At 62.3% G+C, this 17,536-nt stretch carries 16 protein-coding genes; 6 read left to right on the top strand and 10 right to left on the bottom strand.

The features are described 5' to 3' along the window. Positions 1-18: 18 nt before the first annotated feature. Positions 19-1,488, top strand: a complete 1,470-nt coding sequence (locus tag DKW65_RS09475; RefSeq protein ID WP_111657010.1) for an aldehyde dehydrogenase — start codon at positions 19-21, stop codon at positions 1,486-1,488. Here the strand turns inward: DKW65_RS09475 and DKW65_RS09480 are convergent. Beyond that, a complete protein-coding gene (locus DKW65_RS09480) occupies positions 1,469-1,825 on the bottom strand; it encodes a PilZ domain-containing protein (RefSeq protein WP_111657011.1) in 357 nt (118 codons plus the stop codon). The genes DKW65_RS09475 and DKW65_RS09480 overlap by 20 nt on opposite strands. Before the next feature lie 252 nt (positions 1,826-2,077). Between DKW65_RS09480 and DKW65_RS09485 the strand changes: the two genes are divergently transcribed. After that, positions 2,078-3,307, top strand: coding sequence for a fibronectin type III domain-containing protein (locus DKW65_RS09485; RefSeq protein ID WP_111657012.1), 1,230 nt, complete (start codon positions 2,078-2,080; stop codon positions 3,305-3,307). Between the two features lie 17 nt (positions 3,308-3,324). Here DKW65_RS09485 and DKW65_RS09490 read toward each other — a convergent pair whose 3' ends face one another. Then, the gene (locus tag DKW65_RS09490; RefSeq protein ID WP_162925791.1) at positions 3,325-4,698 is read right to left on the bottom strand and encodes a hypothetical protein; all 1,374 of its coding nucleotides are present in this window, start codon (positions 4,696-4,698) and stop codon (positions 3,325-3,327) included. A gap of 200 nt (positions 4,699-4,898) precedes the next feature. Here DKW65_RS09490 and DKW65_RS09495 point away from each other — a divergent pair, with 200 nt between their 5' ends. Further along, positions 4,899-6,020, top strand: coding sequence for a ferredoxin reductase (locus tag DKW65_RS09495; RefSeq protein WP_111657014.1), 1,122 nt, complete (start codon positions 4,899-4,901; stop codon positions 6,018-6,020). 9 nt (positions 6,021-6,029) lie between these two features. After that, a complete protein-coding gene (locus tag DKW65_RS09500; RefSeq protein ID WP_111657015.1) occupies positions 6,030-7,217 on the top strand; it encodes a fatty acid desaturase family protein in 1,188 nt (395 codons plus the stop codon). A gap of 18 nt (positions 7,218-7,235) precedes the next feature. Here the strand turns inward: DKW65_RS09500 and DKW65_RS09505 are convergent, their stop codons facing one another. From DKW65_RS09505 to DKW65_RS09530, 6 genes are all read right to left on the bottom strand, one after another. Next, on the bottom strand, positions 7,236-8,912 hold the full coding sequence (locus DKW65_RS09505; protein ID WP_111657016.1) for an Lcl C-terminal domain-containing protein: 1,677 nt from the start codon (positions 8,910-8,912) through the stop codon (positions 7,236-7,238). Continuing rightward, positions 8,909-9,961 carry an OmpA family protein gene (locus tag DKW65_RS09510; protein ID WP_111657017.1) on the bottom strand — a complete coding sequence of 351 codons (1,053 nt, stop codon included), beginning with the start codon at positions 9,959-9,961 and terminating at the stop codon, positions 8,909-8,911. Before DKW65_RS09510 ends, DKW65_RS09505 begins: the two co-directional genes overlap by 4 nt. A 105-nt stretch (positions 9,962-10,066) precedes the next feature. Continuing rightward, the gene (locus DKW65_RS09515) at positions 10,067-10,549 is read right to left on the bottom strand and encodes a hypothetical protein (protein WP_111657018.1); all 483 of its coding nucleotides are present in this window, start codon (positions 10,547-10,549) and stop codon (positions 10,067-10,069) included. 54 nt (positions 10,550-10,603) lie between these two features. After that, on the bottom strand, positions 10,604-11,236 hold the full coding sequence (locus tag DKW65_RS09520) for a hypothetical protein (protein WP_111657019.1): 633 nt from the start codon (positions 11,234-11,236) through the stop codon (positions 10,604-10,606). A gap of 118 nt (positions 11,237-11,354) precedes the next feature. Continuing rightward, a complete protein-coding gene (locus tag DKW65_RS09525; protein WP_162925792.1) occupies positions 11,355-11,999 on the bottom strand; it encodes a Crp/Fnr family transcriptional regulator in 645 nt (214 codons plus the stop codon). A 238-nt stretch (positions 12,000-12,237) separates the two neighbouring features. After that, on the bottom strand, positions 12,238-13,095 hold the full coding sequence (locus DKW65_RS09530) for an enoyl-CoA hydratase/isomerase family protein (RefSeq protein ID WP_245932454.1): 858 nt from the start codon (positions 13,093-13,095) through the stop codon (positions 12,238-12,240). Between the two features lie 48 nt (positions 13,096-13,143). Between DKW65_RS09530 and DKW65_RS09535 the strand changes: the two genes are divergently transcribed. Continuing rightward, positions 13,144-13,734, top strand: coding sequence for a TetR/AcrR family transcriptional regulator (locus DKW65_RS09535; RefSeq protein WP_111657021.1), 591 nt, complete (start codon positions 13,144-13,146; stop codon positions 13,732-13,734). Between the two features lie 20 nt (positions 13,735-13,754). Here the strand turns inward: DKW65_RS09535 and DKW65_RS09540 are convergent, their stop codons facing one another. Beyond that, entirely contained in the window at positions 13,755-14,672 is a 918-nt protein-coding gene (locus DKW65_RS09540) for a LysR family transcriptional regulator (protein WP_111657606.1), read from the bottom strand. A 103-nt stretch (positions 14,673-14,775) separates the two neighbouring features. Between DKW65_RS09540 and metE the strand changes: the two genes are divergently transcribed. Continuing rightward, a complete protein-coding gene (gene metE, locus DKW65_RS09545) occupies positions 14,776-17,076 on the top strand; it encodes a 5-methyltetrahydropteroyltriglutamate--homocysteine S-methyltransferase (protein ID WP_111657022.1) in 2,301 nt (766 codons plus the stop codon). Positions 17,077-17,092: 16 nt separating this feature from the next. On the opposite strand, the gene DKW65_RS09550 is transcribed toward metE, so the two are convergent. After that, positions 17,093-17,521 carry a hypothetical protein gene (locus DKW65_RS09550; protein WP_111657023.1) on the bottom strand — a complete coding sequence of 143 codons (429 nt, stop codon included), beginning with the start codon at positions 17,519-17,521 and terminating at the stop codon, positions 17,093-17,095. Between the last annotated feature and the right edge of the window lie 15 nt (positions 17,522-17,536).

Consider the following 17,536-nt stretch of genomic DNA (forward strand, 5'->3'; position numbering starts at 1 on the left):
AGAGTGCGCCCGCTCCCCATGGAACACTCGTGGGTCACTTCCGCTGCTGCATACACATATACCACCAGGAGGCCAAGCATGGGCGCATTACCGGAGAGCCATATCTCAAGCCAGACAGAAGACTGGGCCGCAGAGGCTGTTGCCCGGCAACGGCGTTACTTTGAATCCGGCGCCACGCGAAGCCTGGCCTTTCGAATGCAACAACTGCGCACGTTGAAAGACGCCATCGTTGAATACCAGAGTGACATACAGGACGCTCTGAAAGCCGACATCGGCCGCCCGCCATTCGAAGCCTATATCGAGATCAGCACAGCCATCGAAGATCTCAAGCACACGCTCAAACACCTGAAAGGCTGGATGAAGCCGCGCCGTGTCAGCACGTCCATGTGGGCGCAACCCGGCCGCAGCCGGATTGAATCGACACCGCAGGGCGTGACCTTTCTGCTCGGGCCCTACAACTACCCGTTCCTGCTGCTGATCCAGCCGCTGATCGGCAGCATCGCGGCAGGCAATACCGCCGCGCTGAAACCGTCATCGCTGAACCCTACCGTGGCCGATGTGGTCGAGAAGATCATCAAGCGGTGTTTCAGCGAGGAGTATGTGTCCGTCTTCAAGGGCAGCACTGAAGTGACCAACGTGCTGCTGGAACAGCGTTTCGATCATATCTTCTTTACCGGCAGCCCCCGCGTGGGCCGCATTGTCATGGCCGCTGCCGCGAAACATCTGACCAAAGTCACGCTGGAACTGGGCGGCAAGAGCCCCACCATCGTGCACAAGGATGCCAACCTGAAAGTGGCGGCCCGCCGTATCCTGGCCGGCAAGATGCTCAATGTCGGGCAAACCTGCGTGGCACCGGATCATGTCCATGTACACGAAGACATCAAGGAGGCGTTCGAGCAGACCCTGGTCGCCACCCTGAAAGAATTCTATGGCGACGATCCGAGCCAGAGCCCGGATCTGGGGCGCATGATCAATGAACGTCATTTTGATCGTGTGGCGGGCCTGATCGACACCGGCAAGGTGCTCGCCGGTGGCCAGACCGACCGCGCACAGAAATACATCGCGCCGACCTTGCTCAAGGATGTGACGATGGATGATCTGATCATGCAGGAGGAAATCTTCGGGCCGGTGCTGCCGCTGCTCACCTACCGTTCTATCGAGGAGCTGGTGGGCAATCTGAAAAAACTGCCGGAACATCCGCTGGCCCTGTACCTGTTCACGGCCAGCGAACAGGTGGAACGGCAAGTGCTCGACAACACACAGTTTGGCGGCGGCTGCATCAACAATACCGTGATGCACGTGGCCAACCCGAACCTGCCGTTTGGCGGTGTGGGGGAAAGCGGCATGGGCGCCTATCACGGCAAGAATTCGTTCGATGTCTTCTCGCACCAGCGCGGTATTCTCAAGGCCACCACGCTGTTCGACATCAAGTTTCGTTATGCGCCCTACAAGGACAAGGTGAATCTGATCAGGAAGATGATTCGCTGAAGCTGCTCGCCCAGGCGCGGCCATCGCCGCGCTCCAGGTCCAGTGCAATGCCCGCCAGCAACTGACCGTCACTGTGGCCACACCAGGCCACGGTGCCATGCAGATGGCAAAGCCGGTCATCGTCCTCGGACAGCACCAGTGACAGTTCCACGTCGGTATCCGGTCTGATGGGTTCAGGCAGCAGCACACTGATGCCTGCCAGCGAGATGTCGTGCGTGCTCACATGCAGTCCGCGCGAGGCTTCCGCAGAGCCCGGAACCCGGGGCCGCAGAATGAGCGAAAGGGTCACCGCGTGGGCTGTTCTGGGGTAGCGTCGCTTGTCCTTTGCTGTTGCCATGGGCCTGATCCATCCCGTGTCACGTCATCTCTCCGGGTGGGCGTCACCCGCAGGGCATAACTGGCATGGTAGCCCGATCAGGGGCCAGGCCTCCAGTGATCGGCACCCTGGGCGGCTCTGGCCAGCGGCCGCCATACCCAGCCCTGTCGGCCGCCTGTGGCACCCGGCCCTCGCGTGTTACCTCGTTTGTGTGGTACTCAATCCCCCGCTCCACCCCATAGCATGTCCGGACGATTGCTATGGAGAGACCCTATGTCACGCAGACACCTCGCCCTGCCGGCCGGAACGCTCGCCGCCAGCCTTGCTGCGACGGCCCTGCTTGCGGCCTGTGGTGGCGGCGGCGGTTCATCGTCGTCCGACCACCGCATCTCCGTGGACGCCCCTGAGGGCCTTTCCGCCACCCCGGGCAACGCCGAGGTCACCGTTGAATGGGATCCGGTGGACGACGCCGACAGCTATAACCTTTACTGGGCTCCCGCCGCGACAGGCCTTGATATGGAGAACCCTGGTGCCGGCGATGCCGGTTGGCAGCCCTCGGTCACCAGCCCGCACACCGTTACCGAGCTCGAGAATCACCAGAATGTCGTGTTTGTGGTGACAGCCGTCGCCGAGAGCCGGGAAAGCGAGCCCAGTAACGAGGTCACCGCGCTACCGGCCCCACCACTTTCCGGCTACTCGATTGAAACGAACGACAGCACCTTGGACGCGGGGGATTACGACATGCTGGGCGCGTCCTGCGGTGCGCAGCGCATTCCGGTCAGCGGCGGCCTGCGCGTCATGAATGTGGACAGCGACACACGGCCTGGCTTGCATGTTCAGGAGTCATGGCCGACTCAGGTCAATCTCGGTGGCGGTAATATCCATAATGTCTGGGCGATCAAGGCGCTCAATGACAGTGGCAGTGCCCGAGAGATCAGGGCCTATGCCATTTGCATTGAGCCACCGGACGATCTCGAAACCCTGAGCCGTGAGATCACGCTGGCAGCGGGCGAAACGCGCTCGGAAACCCTCGATTGCGCAGAGAGCAGCGGGCGCGTCATGCTGGGTGCAGGTGTTTCCCACGACACCGGATCCACCAGCCCGAACGTCAGGATTAACAGTTCGGAGCCTGCCTTTGCCCGGAATGATCGCTGGTCCTTCCGACTGGCCAACGACAGCGCCGTGACGCGCACTGTCACCTTGCACGGGTTCTGTGCCCTGCAGCCGCTGGGCTACAGGAGAGGGGGCAGCGGTGGCCCGTTCATTGACGGGGGCACCTACGATCACGACAGATCTTCCGCTTGCAACTCGATACTCTACGACGAGAACTCGGTCGTGCTGGCGGGCGCACACCGGGGCCACGACGCATACAGTGCCTCATTGCGCCTGGAGCAGAGCTACCCGAGCGACGACGGCACACGCTGGCGCGCTGGCGTCTTCCACACAGGCAGCGACAGAATGCCCTGGTATCGCTCCCCGCTGTGCGCCATCCGGGAACCGTAAATCACATCGATAAAAGGCTACTGCCTGCGCACCTGTAACTGGTAGGCGCCCTGCTCGGGGCTGAAGGCTCGGGCAATCAGCAGGTACTCACCCGCAGGCAGATCGACGTTGAGGCGTGCATCGGTACCGGTGCCGCCATCATCGTCAAGCCAGGCGCCAGCGTCACCGTACAGCTCCAGAAAGGCATCCAGTTCCTGCGACCGCATTTCCACAATATAGCGGCCCGGCTCGGGGACGATCAGGCGATAGTGATCGGCGTCAGCGATCAGGCGATGGCTGCTGTCGGCACCCGGGCGGAGCGACGGCAGACCGTTCACCGCCTCGGCCAGCACAAACGGCGCCACCGTGGCGCTGAGTTCGAACAGGCCTTCCTGGCCGCTGATGTCGCTGGCCATCACCTGATAGGTGCCGGGAGCCAGCAGCGCATCGATCCGGGCATTGAGGTCCTCGCCACCGTCGTCGTCAGCGTGCGCCACGCCGTTGCCCGCCAGTTCCAGATAGGGGTCCAGCAGCGGCGAGGTCATGTCGATCTGCACCCGGGACAGTGCCTCCACCACCAGGGTGTAGGTCAGCGCGGCCCCGGCCATCCAGCCCTCGACGGTCTCGCCCGGCCGCAGCGGGCCGCTCTGCCGCAGCGACACCCCTTCGGGCACCGGCAGGGTCTCCACCGCCAGGGTATACAGGCCCCGGCTCTGCTGCTGGGTCCAGCCCGCATCGATGTCGTAATGCCCCGGCAACAGGTAGGCCGTCAGCCGCGCATCCAGGCCGCCAGCGCTGTCATCATCTTCCTGATGTATCGGGTCACCGTCGTCCGTCCTGCCGCGCAGGGTCAGATACGCATCCAGCGCCTCGGAGCGCATGATGATCTGGTAAAGACCGGCTTCGGTCACGGCCAGCGTGTAGGTATCCACCACACCGTCGAGCCAGCCGGCACGCTCCTCCCCCGCCTCGATCGGCCCGCCCTCTGCCACGCTCAGCAGGCGACTGCTGACACGAAAAGGCCCATAGCTGCGGTGATCCAGGCCACTGACGGCCAGCAGATAAAGCCCCGCCTCATCGGCACGATGGCTGAGAGACATGCGGTCAGCGCCACCCTGACTCGCCGCCAGGAACTCGCCTTCCGGCGTATGCAGCGAGAGGCTGCCCTGCAAGGCTCCCGTCAACTCAAAGCGCGCGACCTGCCCCGCCTGCAGCGGCACGGCGAAACGCTGGAAACGGCTGCCGTCGTTGACGTTATAACTGCTGCGCGAGGTCAGTTCGCCGCGCCGGGTTTCCCCGGGGTTCAGGCGATCCGCCGTACTGTCTGCGCCGCCGACCGGCCGCTGTTGGCAAGCCCCCAGGATCAGTGCGACAGCCACTATCCCGAGCATGACTCCGTTGCGAAGCATCATTCCCATCATCTTCCCCATCCCAAGCGCCTGTGCATTATGAACCGACGTGATTCTGACACACCCTTGGAGGGCACAGTGAGGCGTTGTTAACACCACACGAACACCACAAACTGACTATTTCCCTTACCCTCGCCTCGCGCTAAGGTGAATACCTGTGCACCGCTACAACAATATCGTTACAACAAGAAAAGGAGCCCCGGATGGCCGAACAGCAAGCGCAACCGACACCCGAAAAGGGCTGGCTCTCACGACTGGCCGTGCTCACCGACATGTTCGCCTACCCTCTGCGTACCTCCCATTACGTGGAACTGGTCAATCCGCTGTGGACCACCCACCGGATGCAGGCCCGGGTGGTGGATGTCTGGGATGAAACCCGCGACGCCCGCACCGTCACCCTGAAACCCGGCGCCCACTGGCGCCTGCACCGCGCCGGCCAGCATGTGCGCGTGGGCATCCCGGTGGACGGTCGTCACTACACCCGCACCTACACCATTTCTTCACCGCCGGAGCGCGACGACGGCTGTTTCACCATCACGGTCAAGGCCATCGACGGCGGCCGCCTGTCGCACCACATTGTGCGCAAGCTGAAGGTCGGTGATTACATTCCTGTGGGGCTGCCCCAGGGCGACTTCTACCTGCCGGATGCGTCACCGATCCAGCCGCTGTTCATTACCGCCGGTAGCGGCATCACGCCAGCCATGAGCATGCTGCGCAGCCTGATCCTGCAGCAGCGCCTGCCCGACACGGTGCACATCCACTATGCGCCCAACGAATTCGATACGGTCTTCGGCAAGGAGCTGCGCCAGATCCACCGCGAGCAGCGCTACTACCATCTGCACGAAATCCACACTCGGGCCGTGGGCGATACCACCCCGACAGCCGGGCATTTCAGCCCGGCGGAGCTGGCCCGCCTGTGCCCGGACTGGCGCGAGCGCGACTGCTATGCCTGCGGCCCGCCGGGGTTGCTGGCGGCGCTGGAGCAGACCTGGGCCGAGGCGGGCCTGTCGCACAAGCTGCATATCGAGCGCTTCCGGGCCGAACTGGCGCGAATTCCCGACGACGCCGTGGGCGGCACAGTGCGCTTTGCCAGCAGCGGTGTCGAGGCGCAGGCCGATGGCCAGACCAATCTGCTGCGCGTGGCCGAAGATGCCGGCATGAACCCGCCCCACGGGTGCCGCATGGGCATCTGCCACACCTGCAACACCACACTGAAATCCGGCTGCGTGCGCGATCTGCGCAGCGGCGATTTCATCAATGAACCCGGCGCCATCGTGCAGACCTGTGTCTGTGCCGCCGCCGGTGATTGCGAACTGGACCTGTAGGAGATCAGCATGGGTACGAAGAAACCGTTGCCGGTGGATCTCACCGAGGCACAGATCGACGAGTTCGGCCGCGAGATGGATGCCATCTACTATGACACCCTGGCCTCGCGCGGTGAGAAGGATCGCCTGTATATCCTGCGCCTGATCCGCACCCAGCGCAGCCTGGCACTGGGGGGGCGGCTGGTGATCTATGCCAGCCTGTTCCTGCTGCCCGCCTGGCCGCATGCCCTGGCCAGTTGGGGCACCGCACTGATCGTCATGGCGCTGGGGGTCATCATGCTCGGCGTGGCCAAGATTCTCGAAAACATGGAAATCGCGCATAACGTGCTGCACGCCCAGTGGGACTGGATGAAAGACCCGGAAATCCAGTCCAACACCTGGGAGTGGGACACCATGAGCCCGTCGGATCGCTGGATGCATTCGCACAATGTGGTGCACCACACCTGGACCAATGTGCTGGAAAAAGACCTGGATGTGGGTTACGGCATCATGCGCGTTACCCCGTTGCAGCCCTGGAAACCGGCGTATCTGCTCCAGCCGATTTATTTTCTGCTGCTGATGCTGTTCTTTGAGGAGGGCGTGGCGGTGCACGAGCAGGCGATCATCGATGTGGGCGAAGGCAAGAAGAAGCCGCGCGAAATACTGCCGTTGATGAAACATATCGGCCGCAAGGTCTGGGGTCAGGTGCGCAAGGATTACATCATGTGGCCAGGGGCGGCGGCACTGGTGGCCGTGCCGATCTCCTTCTTTATCCCGGAATCACCGTGGCTGATTTTTCTGCTGGTGGCCGGAGCCAATGCGGTGGCCAATATCATTCGCAATATCTGGGCCTTCGTAATCATCTTCTGCGGGCATTTCCCCAGCGGTGTTTATAACTTCACGCCGGATCAGGTGGAGGGCGAATCCAAAGGCCAGTGGTATATCCGCCAGTTGCTGGGTTCGGCCAATATCAGCGGCGGTCCCCTGTTCCACGTGATGTCCGGCAACCTGAGCCACCAGATCGAGCATCACCTGTTCCCCGATCTGTGCAGCAACCGCTACCCGGAAGTGGCCCCACGCGTGCGTGCCCTGGCCGCCCGTTATGGCCTGCCCTACAACACCGCCCCGCTGTGGCGGCAGTTCGGCACCACTTGGCTGAACAACCTGCGCCTGGCGTTTCCCGGCGGCACACCGCCACCGGAACCGGCCCGGGGCTAGCACGACGGGCGGGGCGGCCTACTGCCCCGCCCGCACCAGCAACACCCTGACATTACTTCTATCAAAGGAATCCGTGGTCACGTTGGCCGTTCCGGTTGTGATGTACCACGCATGGCCATGCGAGCTGCTGCGCACGGGCGACGACGTCCAGACGGCTGCGGAAGGCCCAGGGAATATGGCGGCGTTTACAGCCCCGCCAGAACAACGCTGTTCCGTAATTGAAAGCAGCTCTTTCACGTTGGGTAATCGCCAGTCGTTGTAACCCGCAAAACCCGCGCCCGAATCGGATGCATTGACCGTTTGTGCCCGTTGCAAAGCCTGCTGCCAGTTAAAGGAACCTCCACCACCGCCGCAGGTGTTATTGCTACTGTTCCAGGTTTGCCCTTCAACGCACCGTTTCCACATCAGTCCGGTGGGCGTATGGGTCACCGTACCGTCACCATGGTCAACGAAATCCGCCGTCGGCGTGCTCGCCAGCATATGCAAATTCTCCGTGCCCGCACAGGTTGTCGCGCCCCCGACCAGAGGCTGCCCACCCGCCACCAGGCGCACACCACGACCGGCACCGTCCTTGCTGTAAAGATTGTAGCCGCCTGAGTGGTTGATGATCGCACGCGCCAGATCAGGTCGAGAGGCCAGCGTCGCTGCCGACCAGTAGTCGCTCAACATCATGTTCGGAAAATAGTCCGTATCCAGTGCCGGGTAGCTGCGCCCGTAATGAGCAATGGACTGCAATGCCACGCGATCGGGCATGCGCCAGTCGTTCACACCGCACAGGCCGTTACCCTCATTCAGCCCATTGATGGCGGCCACATAAGCCTGGGTGTCGCAGGCGCTGCCCGCGCAAGTGCCGCCGTCGGGCCTGCCGGCATCCCCGCCGTTCGTGTCCGGATCAGTGTTGTACCACGTATAGGTATGCCCGCCATGACGCAATTGCCCAGGGTCATCAAGCTTGACCTCCCAGATCAGCCCGGTCACGTTGTCGCGGGTGCAGGCCCAGTCGTTAGGCCCATCGCCCGGCGTCGGGTTCTCCGGGCATTCGCCGAAACCGGCAACCGCACCGCTGCCGCAAAGACGCGTAAAGTCGAAGCCTGCGGCACCCGCACCGATCTTCTGGAAATCCTCATCATCCCGCGCCTGGGCGTCCCGGCCGTGAACCGCGTCCTGTCCGGGGTAATCGGTCACCGCCGCATCATCACAGGGAAGACTCGCCTCGGAGCTGGTTGTACACGTATCAATGCCAGTATCGTTCAGCCCGCCCACCGGCACGAACGGCTGCGGCGTGGCCGTCACCTGTTCGCTGCCCGCGCTCTCGGCCTGTCCGTTCAACGCCGTAACCCGGAAATAGTAGTGCGTGCCGTTTTCGAGCCCGGTCACTGTGTGAGGGCTGGTCACATCCAGCACCAGTTCCGCACCGGGAATGCTGCCGTGGTTATCGATGTCATCAATGCTTTCTGTGGCGTAGTAGAGGTGGTATCCGGTGGCATCACTGACGGAATCCCAGCGGATGGCCACCTTGCTGTCGCCCGCCTGCGCCTGCACATTCTCCGGCGGCTCCCCTGCCATGTCTCCCGGGGAGATGCCCACACGAGACTCTGCGCCGCAGCCCGCCAGCGTCAACGCCAACGCCAACGCCAACGCAAGCAAGGCTCCGAAGACGCGCGATCTGGTGGTACCGAGTGCGTTACGATTCATTGCTCGTCTCCTCCCGGCAAGGTGATGTCGACCCGGCGGTTCAATGCCCGGCCTTCCGGCGTGTCGTTGTCGGCCAGCGGCTCGCGACTGCCTGCACCACTGACCCGCAAGCGCTCCGCCGCGATGCCTTGCGCCATCAGCAGCGCCGCTACCGCTCTGGCCCGCTCCAACGCAAGCTGCTCGTTGTACTCCTCCGGTCCCTGATTGTCGGTATGGCCCCGCACGATCACCCTCGCCTCGGAATGACGATCCAGATAGGTGACGATCTGGGCCAGTTCGGTCGTGGTCGGCTCGCGCTCACCAAAATGAAAGGTCAGCACACCGATGGTGAACGGGGAAGCATGGGGGTCAGGCGCCGTATCGGACTCCGGAGCGGACGGGGGTGACATGGGAGAAGCAACAGGCGCTGGTTCGGGCAAGGGTTCGGCCACCCGTTGATCTGTTGCAGCCGGAGCACGACCGACATAACGCACGAGCGCCAGGCTGATCAGATCGGTGTCATCCGGACCGACCTGATAGCGGTCCCAGCCAAGCCGCATGCGCCAAGGGCCAGGGCTGCGCCATTCCAGCCCGGCGCCCCAGGTCGGGTCGGTGCCGGTAAAGCGCTTGCGCGTCTGCGCACGCAGGCTGTATTCCCAGTGAAACAGACCGCCGCGCAACCATAGACTCATGTGATCGGTAAAAGGGTATCGTGCCAGCAGCGCCACTTCCGCGCCGTTACCCGAAGCTGGCGCCACATCCCCCAGATCGTCAACGCTGATCGCGCCGACGTTCTGAAAATCACTGTCGGGGGTATCCAGATGCACATAGGCCCCTTCCAGCAACAGATAACGCCAGCCGTATCCAGCCAGCACCTTGCCTGCCAGGCGATCCTCATCCTCCACCTGCGCAGTGCCGGGAATACCGGCGGCGGCCATGCGCTCCATCACCGTGGCACTGTCAATATCGGTCATCGCCCAACCCAGGGCACCTCCCAGATAAAACCCCTGCCCGGCCTGTGCCGGCAGCATCGCTGCCAGCAGGCAACCTGTCAGGAAAAAGCGAAACATCAGCAAACACCCCAAGCCTTAATCATGCATTTTTTATGATCAGCGTCATTATGCGCAGTAACGCTCGGGGTGACATGTCCCTCAAACAAGGGACATGTCAGGTTTTCAACGCGCTATGTTCTGGAACAGAATCGACACCGTACCCGGAATGCCTGAAATACCGATAAAGCCACGTCTTATCAGTTCCTGCTCGGTGCCTGCGTCAATCACAGCGACCATCATGACCGCCGGAATATCCTTGGGCAGCCGCTTCAGCTTCTGTATGTCCTCGTTGACACTGTTCAGAAAGTTGCTCTGTATCGATTTCACCGTTTGCGCCTTGAGATTCACAGCGACGGGCGATGTCGTGGTCAGGCTGTTGATCAGCCAGTCGACGCGGACACCAGCCCCCTCAATCGTGACTTCGCGGCGAAAATCATACTGCTCACCCTCCGCGGCGCCCTGACTCGCATCGAGCCAGGCCGGGAACTCGATCTGCCACCAGTATTCCCAACCCCATTCCTGCCAGGGAATGGGCGCCATGAAGCGTTGTGCCAGCCAGTTACCGGTATCAGTCGCTACGCGACCGAAGAAATCATAACTTCTCATGTTCGTTCTCCCTGTGGTTCGGGCATGCCCGCACACGGACATGCCCGGGCCAAATCAGTCTTTCTCGGTGAATTTGCCGATCTGCGGGTTGTACTCCAGCGTCAGATCCGTGACATCACCGCCAAAGCGCGCGATGGTCGGCGCCCCGAAAATCTTGGTGATGATGGTTTCACTGGAAAATTCCGCCTGCAGCCAGATATAGACCTGGGTAAACGGCGTCATGGCAGCCGCCTGGGTGGCCAACACCGGCGTAGCCGAAATCGGTTTGCGATCCACCGGCATCTGGTTGATCAACGCCGACTGCGTCAGCCCGAACGTCAGCGAGGGATACTCGTCATAGGGCATCTGGTTGTGGGCAGCGAAGGTACCGCGCGGGACTTGCTGATCCGCATTCGGACCTTCAAAAAGGGCCTGGGGCGTCAGGGTGTAATAGGCGCCGTCCTGCGCCGGGACCCCCGTTTCAGAGATCTTGGTGATCTGGGCGCCATGCTGGATGGCCGCGTTGGAGGCGTAAATACCGTACTCCTCCTTCCATACCACTTCCGTACTCTGGAACGGATCGATGGATTGCCAGACCACGTTCGGCGTTCCGCTGTTCACGGGCTTGGCCAGCATGATCCGCTGCCGGGCATTCTTCACTTCCCGCAGGGCTTTCTTGTCAAACAGCAATTGCAGACGGTATTCCATGATGTTGCTCCTTGTCAGATAGAAATATCGGACAGCCGGCGTTTGCCTGACTGCAGGAGCACTGTCTCGCGCTAGCGACCTCGGCGCTGTTCCCTGGGGAACAGCAACAAGGGATCGATCATTTCATCTCTGCGGCCTGCACCAGCGCAGACAGCTTGTCCCTGTCCACGGAAGCAATAGCACCACCGCGCAATGCAATGGCGCCGGCCCGGTGAAAACGCTGAAGCTGACGATTGACCTTGGGGCGCGAACCGTTCGCCATGGCAGCGATCAGCCCCTGATGAAAATGACGCGGGTGCATGGCTTCCATACCCTCACCTTGCATATCCAGCATGCAAAGCACTTTGGCCAGGCGCACATCCAGTTCATCCAGCGCCAGGCTTCCGGTCTGGGCCAACACAGCGCGCCACTGTCGGCATACGGCCTGACAGAGCAGATCATCCAGAAGGGTTGAATGCAGTGCGCGCCCCGCAGAATACGGAACGCTTACAACGCGCAAGGGGGCCATTACCGTACAGTCTGCTTCCCGTGGGGCACCATCAAAGTAGGCGGCAGCCCCCACCAGATCCCCGGGACCCGCTACACAGGAAATGAACTCACGGCCCGAAGAGGACAACAGTGAGGTGTACACCACCCCTTCTGCGATCACGAAAAAGCAGTCGGCACGATCACCGCGGCGAAACAGGAGGCTGCGAGTGCCATGGCGCTGGCTGGTGGCGCGGCGAGCAATCTGCGCGCACAGATCCCGACACAGCGCCTGCAAGCAGCGGCACCGTGCTATGACATCAAGGTGATCGTCGTATCTGCTGATTCCGCCCATGTTTTGCCAGGGCCGGAATCAGCCATTCGAACAAGAACAGCATCCCGCCATCATGTGCCCCCGCACCCGCTTGCATCCCGGTACCGTCCGGGTGGGCGCGTCGTGTCTTTCCTGCGCGCCTTGCAACGACTGCACACTGCATTATCGTCAGGGCATTATCAATGGTGGCGAATTGCCAGCCTCAGCGTTGCCGGATAGCCGCCTGCATGGCCCTGACCGCATCACGATGACTTTGCGGCGTAAAGCAGATCGGCTCCGCAAATTCTTCCATTACGATGGCCTGATCCCAGGGCATGTCGACCACCTTGCGCATCTGTACCTTGGCCATTTCCACTACGTTGGCCGGTAATGCGCAGACCCGGTTTGCCCAGGCTTGTGCCTCGTCGAGGAGACGATCGTGCGGCACTACCCGATTCACCAATCCCAGTTCCAGTGAACGCTCGGCAGACAGCCGTTCTCCGGCGATGAACAGCTCCATCGCTTTCTGGTAGCCGAGTCGGCGCGTCAACTGCCAGTTGCATCCGACTTCCGGCACCAGACCAATGGCCGCGAATGCCAGCACCAGTCTGGCGCGCTCGGACGCCAGCAGGTAATCCGAGGCAAATGCAAACGACAAACCGACGCCGGCGGCAGGGCCGTTCAGTGCCGCGATAATATATTTGTCACTCTGCGCCAGCAGCCGCGCCACACCACCGAACTGACGTCGAATCCAGCGCCATACCGTTACCGCGCCTTCGTTACCATGACGCAGTGAATCCTCCGCCATGAGGATAAAGTCCAGATCGCCGCCCGCACAGAACGCCGGGTCGGTGCCCGTCAGCACGATGACCCGCACATCCGGCGTTTCAACCACTGAACGTAAAGCCTGTTGCAGCTGGTAGCACAACACCGGCGTGAGGGAGTTGAGCCGCTCGGGATTGTTCAGGGTAACGGTGGCTATCGGCCCCTCGGTGGAGACCTCCACGTACTGACGCGTCTGCGCCCTGCACGCGCGGATCAGGTCCGCATAGGTCATTTCTGTCATCAGATTGGTGGTCATCACATGCCCTCTTTTAATATTAGAGAATACTCTCTATAATTATCATCCATGGGACGACCAGGCAAGTTCACAACCGATATCGTGCTGGACGCTGCACTCGATGTGCTGGAGCGTGATGGCATGCGCGCCCTGACCATGACCCGGGTGTGCGAGCAACTGAATGCCCCCAGCGGGTCGCTGTATCATCGGTTTCCTTCACGGGATGCATTGCTGGTAGCACTGTGGTTGCGCTGCGCGGAGCGTTTCCAGAGCGGCATGGAGGCCGTATTGCTGGAGCATGACGACACACGCGCTGCCGCCCATGCGGCGGTGCGTTACTTCATTGCGCGCACGCGGCAACACCGAGCCGAAGCGCTGGTGCTGATGGCCTGGCGGCGCGAAGACCTGCTTGGTTCACACTGGCCCCCCAAGGTGCGCAAACGGGCCGAAGCACTCGCGGCCGATCACCATCGCGTGGCGAAAGATTTCGCCAGACGCCTCTGGCCCCATGGGCAGGGCGACCTGGCGCGACTGAACTACGCCCTGAGCGGCTTGCCCATGGCTGCCGTACTTGACGAACTGCGCGGCAGCAGGCCAATGCATAACGCCGAAGACTGGGTCATTACTGCACTCGATGCCGTACTACAGGATTGCTGGTAACAAAGGCGGAAAAGCAGGGGTCAACGCGGCATGCGAATGCCGCTGAGATCGCGAAAGCACAGCTCCCGCGCCATGGCGAGAAAATCCTGGATATAGGCGGCCTGCTCCTCCTCCACACGCACCGCCGCATAGAGCGTACGCCACACGCCGTCCTCGCCCAGGCGACACGTCGCCAGCAGTTTCTGTGACAAATATTCCGTCAACGCCCAGTTCGGCAACGCCGCGACACCGCGGCCACTGGCGACCAGCTGCGCCATCATCGTCGTCAGTTCGGCGGTACGTAGCGCAGCCGGTTCGACGCCCGCCGGATCAAGAAAGGCCGTAAACACATCCAGCCGGTCCCGTTCTACCGGGTAGGTGATCAGGGTCTGGTCAGCGAGTTGTGCCGGGCGCACAAAACGTGCCGCAGCCAGCGGCGCATCGCGGGCCACCGCCAGCACCAATTCATAGCGGAACAGCGGGATATAACTCACTGCCTCCATCTCGATCGGGTCCGACGTAATCACCAGATCCAGATCACCGCGCACCAGCGCCGGCAGCGGCGCAAAGGAAAAGCCCGCCGACAGGTCCAGTTGCACTTCCGGCCATTGGCCGCGAAACACATCCAGCGTCGGCATCAGCCACTGGAAACAGGAATGGCATTCGATAGCCAGATGCAGCCGCCCGGTCTGCCCCGCAGCCAGTCGCTTCAGCTCGCGTTCGGTGCCGCGCAAGCGCGGCAGCACCTCGTCGGCCAGGACAAGGAGGCGCAGCCCGGCGGTGGTAAACCGCACCGGGCGGGTGCGCCGGTTCAACAGTTGCAGCCCCAGACGATCCTCCAGGTCGCGTAATTGATGAGACAACGCAGACTGGGTGACATGCAGCCGCTCGGCGGCCTCCACCAGACTGCCGCCCTCGCGAATGGCGGTCAGGGTCTCCAGGTGGCGAATCTCTATCATGATGAACAAATCTCATAGTATGGATGCATATGTTGATTTTTACTCAACAAGCATACCCAGCACAATAGCTGCCATCGTTCATCAACCATGGAAAAGACCGCACATGAGCAGCCAACGCCCGACCCTGCATAACCTGGGCTTCCCCCGTATCGGCGCCCACCGCGAACTGAAGAAGGCCCAGGAGGCCTACTGGGCTGGCACCCTGCAAGCCTCCGAACTGGCCCATGTGGGCCGCGAACTGCGCGCCCGCCACTGGGCCGCCCAGGCCGAGGCCGGGCTGGACACCGTGCCGGTGGGCGATTTCGCCTGGTACGACCAGATTCTGGAGTGGACCACCCTGCTCGGCGCTGTGCCGCCGCGCTTCAACCAGCGTGACGATCAGTCGGTCAGCCTGGACACCCTGTTTCGCATGGCCCGTGGCCGGGCGCCCAGCGGCGAACCGGCGGCCGCCTGCGAGATGACCAAGTGGTTTGATACCAACTACCACTACATCGTGCCGGAGCTGCATCCGGAACAGACCTTCCGCATTGCCCGCGAGGAGCTGTTCCAGCAGGTCAGCGAGGCGCAACAGCAGGGGCATCAGGCGCGGCCGGTGATCCCCGGCCCCCTGACCTGGCTGTATCTGGGCAAGGGCGACGCGTATGACGGGGCCGCCGACGCAGCCAAACTGGACCTGCTGGCACGGCTGATCCCGGTGTACCGCGAGGTGCTCAAGCGCCTGGCGGCTCAGGGCGTGACCTGGGTGCAGATCGACGAACCGATTCTGGTACAGGACCTGCCGGAGGCCTGGCAGCGGGCTTTCGTGCGCGTCTATGAACAACTCGCCGCCAGCCCGGTGAAACTGCTGCTGGCGACCTATTTCGGCGGCCTGGACGACAACCTGTTCACCACCCTGGCGTTGCCTGTGGCGGGTCTGCACCTGGACCTGGTGCGCGCGCCGGAGCAACTGGCGACGGTACTGCCGCGTCTGCGCGACGATCAGGTGCTGTCCGCCGGGATCATCAACGGCCGTAATATCTGGCGCACCGATCTCGACGCCGCGCTGGAAACACTCAAGCCCGCCGCCGAGGCGCTGGGCGAGCGCCTGTGGCTGGCACCCTCCTGCTCGCTGCTGCATGTGCCGGTGGATCTGGCGCACGAGAAAAAGCTGGATGACGAACTCAAGAGCTGGCTCAGCTTTGCGCATCAGAAGCTGGATGAACTGGCGCTGCTGGGCCAGGCACTGGTCGACCCGGCCGTGTGCGCCGACGCCCTGACGGCACAACGTAACGCGCTGGCTGCTCGCCGTACGTCGTCGCGCATCCATAATGCAGCCGTTCAGACGCGCTTCAGCAACATCGGTGAGATCCGCCAGCAACGCCCGCCGTTTGCCGAGCGCATCGCGCAGCAACAGAGCGCCCTGCAACTGCCCGCCTACCCCACCACCACTATCGGCTCCTTCCCGCAAACGCGCGAAATTCGTGCGCTGCGCCGGGACTGGAAAAAAGGCACGCTGGATGATGCGGCATACACCGACGCGATCCGCGCCGAAATCACCCGCTGCATCCGCTTCCAGGAAGAGGCGGGGCTGGATGTGCTGGTCCACGGCGAACCGGAGCGCAACGACATGGTGGAGTATTTCGGAGAGCTGCTGGACGGCTTTGCCTTCACCCAAAACGGCTGGGTGCAGAGCTACGGCTCTCGCTGTGTGAAGCCGCCGGTCATCGTTGGCGACGTATCGCGCCCCGCGCCGATGACAGTAGCGTGGACAGCGTTTGCGCAGTCGCTCACCGACAAGCCGGTCAAGGGCATGCTCACCGGCCCGGTGACGATCCTGCAATGGTCCTTCGTGCGTGATGACCAGCCGCGCCAGCGCACCTGCGAACAACTGGCGCTGGCGTTGCGCGATGAAGTGAACGACCTGGAAGCTGCCGGCATCCATGTTATCCAGATCGACGAACCCGCGTTCCGCGAAGGCCTGCCCCTGCGCCGCGCGGACTGGGGCGCCTACCTGGACTGGGCTGTGGCCTGTTTCCGCCTGAGCACCACCGGCGTGCAGGACAGCACCCAGATTCACACGCACATGTGCTATTCAGAGTTCAACGACATCATCGAAGCGATTGCCGCACTGGACGCGGACGTGATCACCATCGAGACATCCCGCTCGAACATGGAGTTACTGGAAGCGTTTGAGAAATTTCACTACCCCAACGACATCGGCCCGGGCGTGTACGACATTCACTCGCCGAACATTCCCGAGGTGGACTGGATGGTGAACCTGATGCAAAAGGCAGCACGGCAGTTGCCGGCAGAACGACTCTGGGTCAATCCCGATTGCGGGCTGAAAACGCGCGGCTGGCCGGAAACCGAAGAGGCCCTGCTGGCCATGGTGGAAGCGGCGCGGCAACTGCGCAGCGCCGCCTGAGATCGGGAACCGGGGATCAGGCGATAGCGCCTTCCCTGGCCCATTCACAGCGCACGCGCAGGGGTTCGTCACCGGGTTCGTGGCAAACCTCTGCGCAATCCCAGACAAACGTGTGGTGGCCGGCCAGCTCGGTTTCCAGATGCACGACCGCACTGACCCAGTACATCTGCTTGAGCAGCGACTCGAACTTGTGCAGCCAGTGCTCCCACTCGTATTCCACCGCCTGGTAGGACATGCCGAAGTGAATCACCTGGGTCTGGAAGGTGCCGCCCATCAGATCATCGCCCGGCACGGAAAACATCTCGCGGCACAGGAACGGCCATTCATCAGCCTGCGGCAGTTGCCGGATCACGCGCCGGTTCCGGACATAGCTGGCCTGGCGCTGCACCTTGTCGCCGAAGGGCAGATGCTTGATGCAGCCATAGACAATCGATTCGTTATCCATCGCTATTCGTTATCC

Source organism: Isoalcanivorax indicus, from assembly GCF_003259185.1.
Classification (GTDB): Bacteria; Pseudomonadota; Gammaproteobacteria; order Pseudomonadales; family Alcanivoracaceae; genus Isoalcanivorax; species Isoalcanivorax indicus.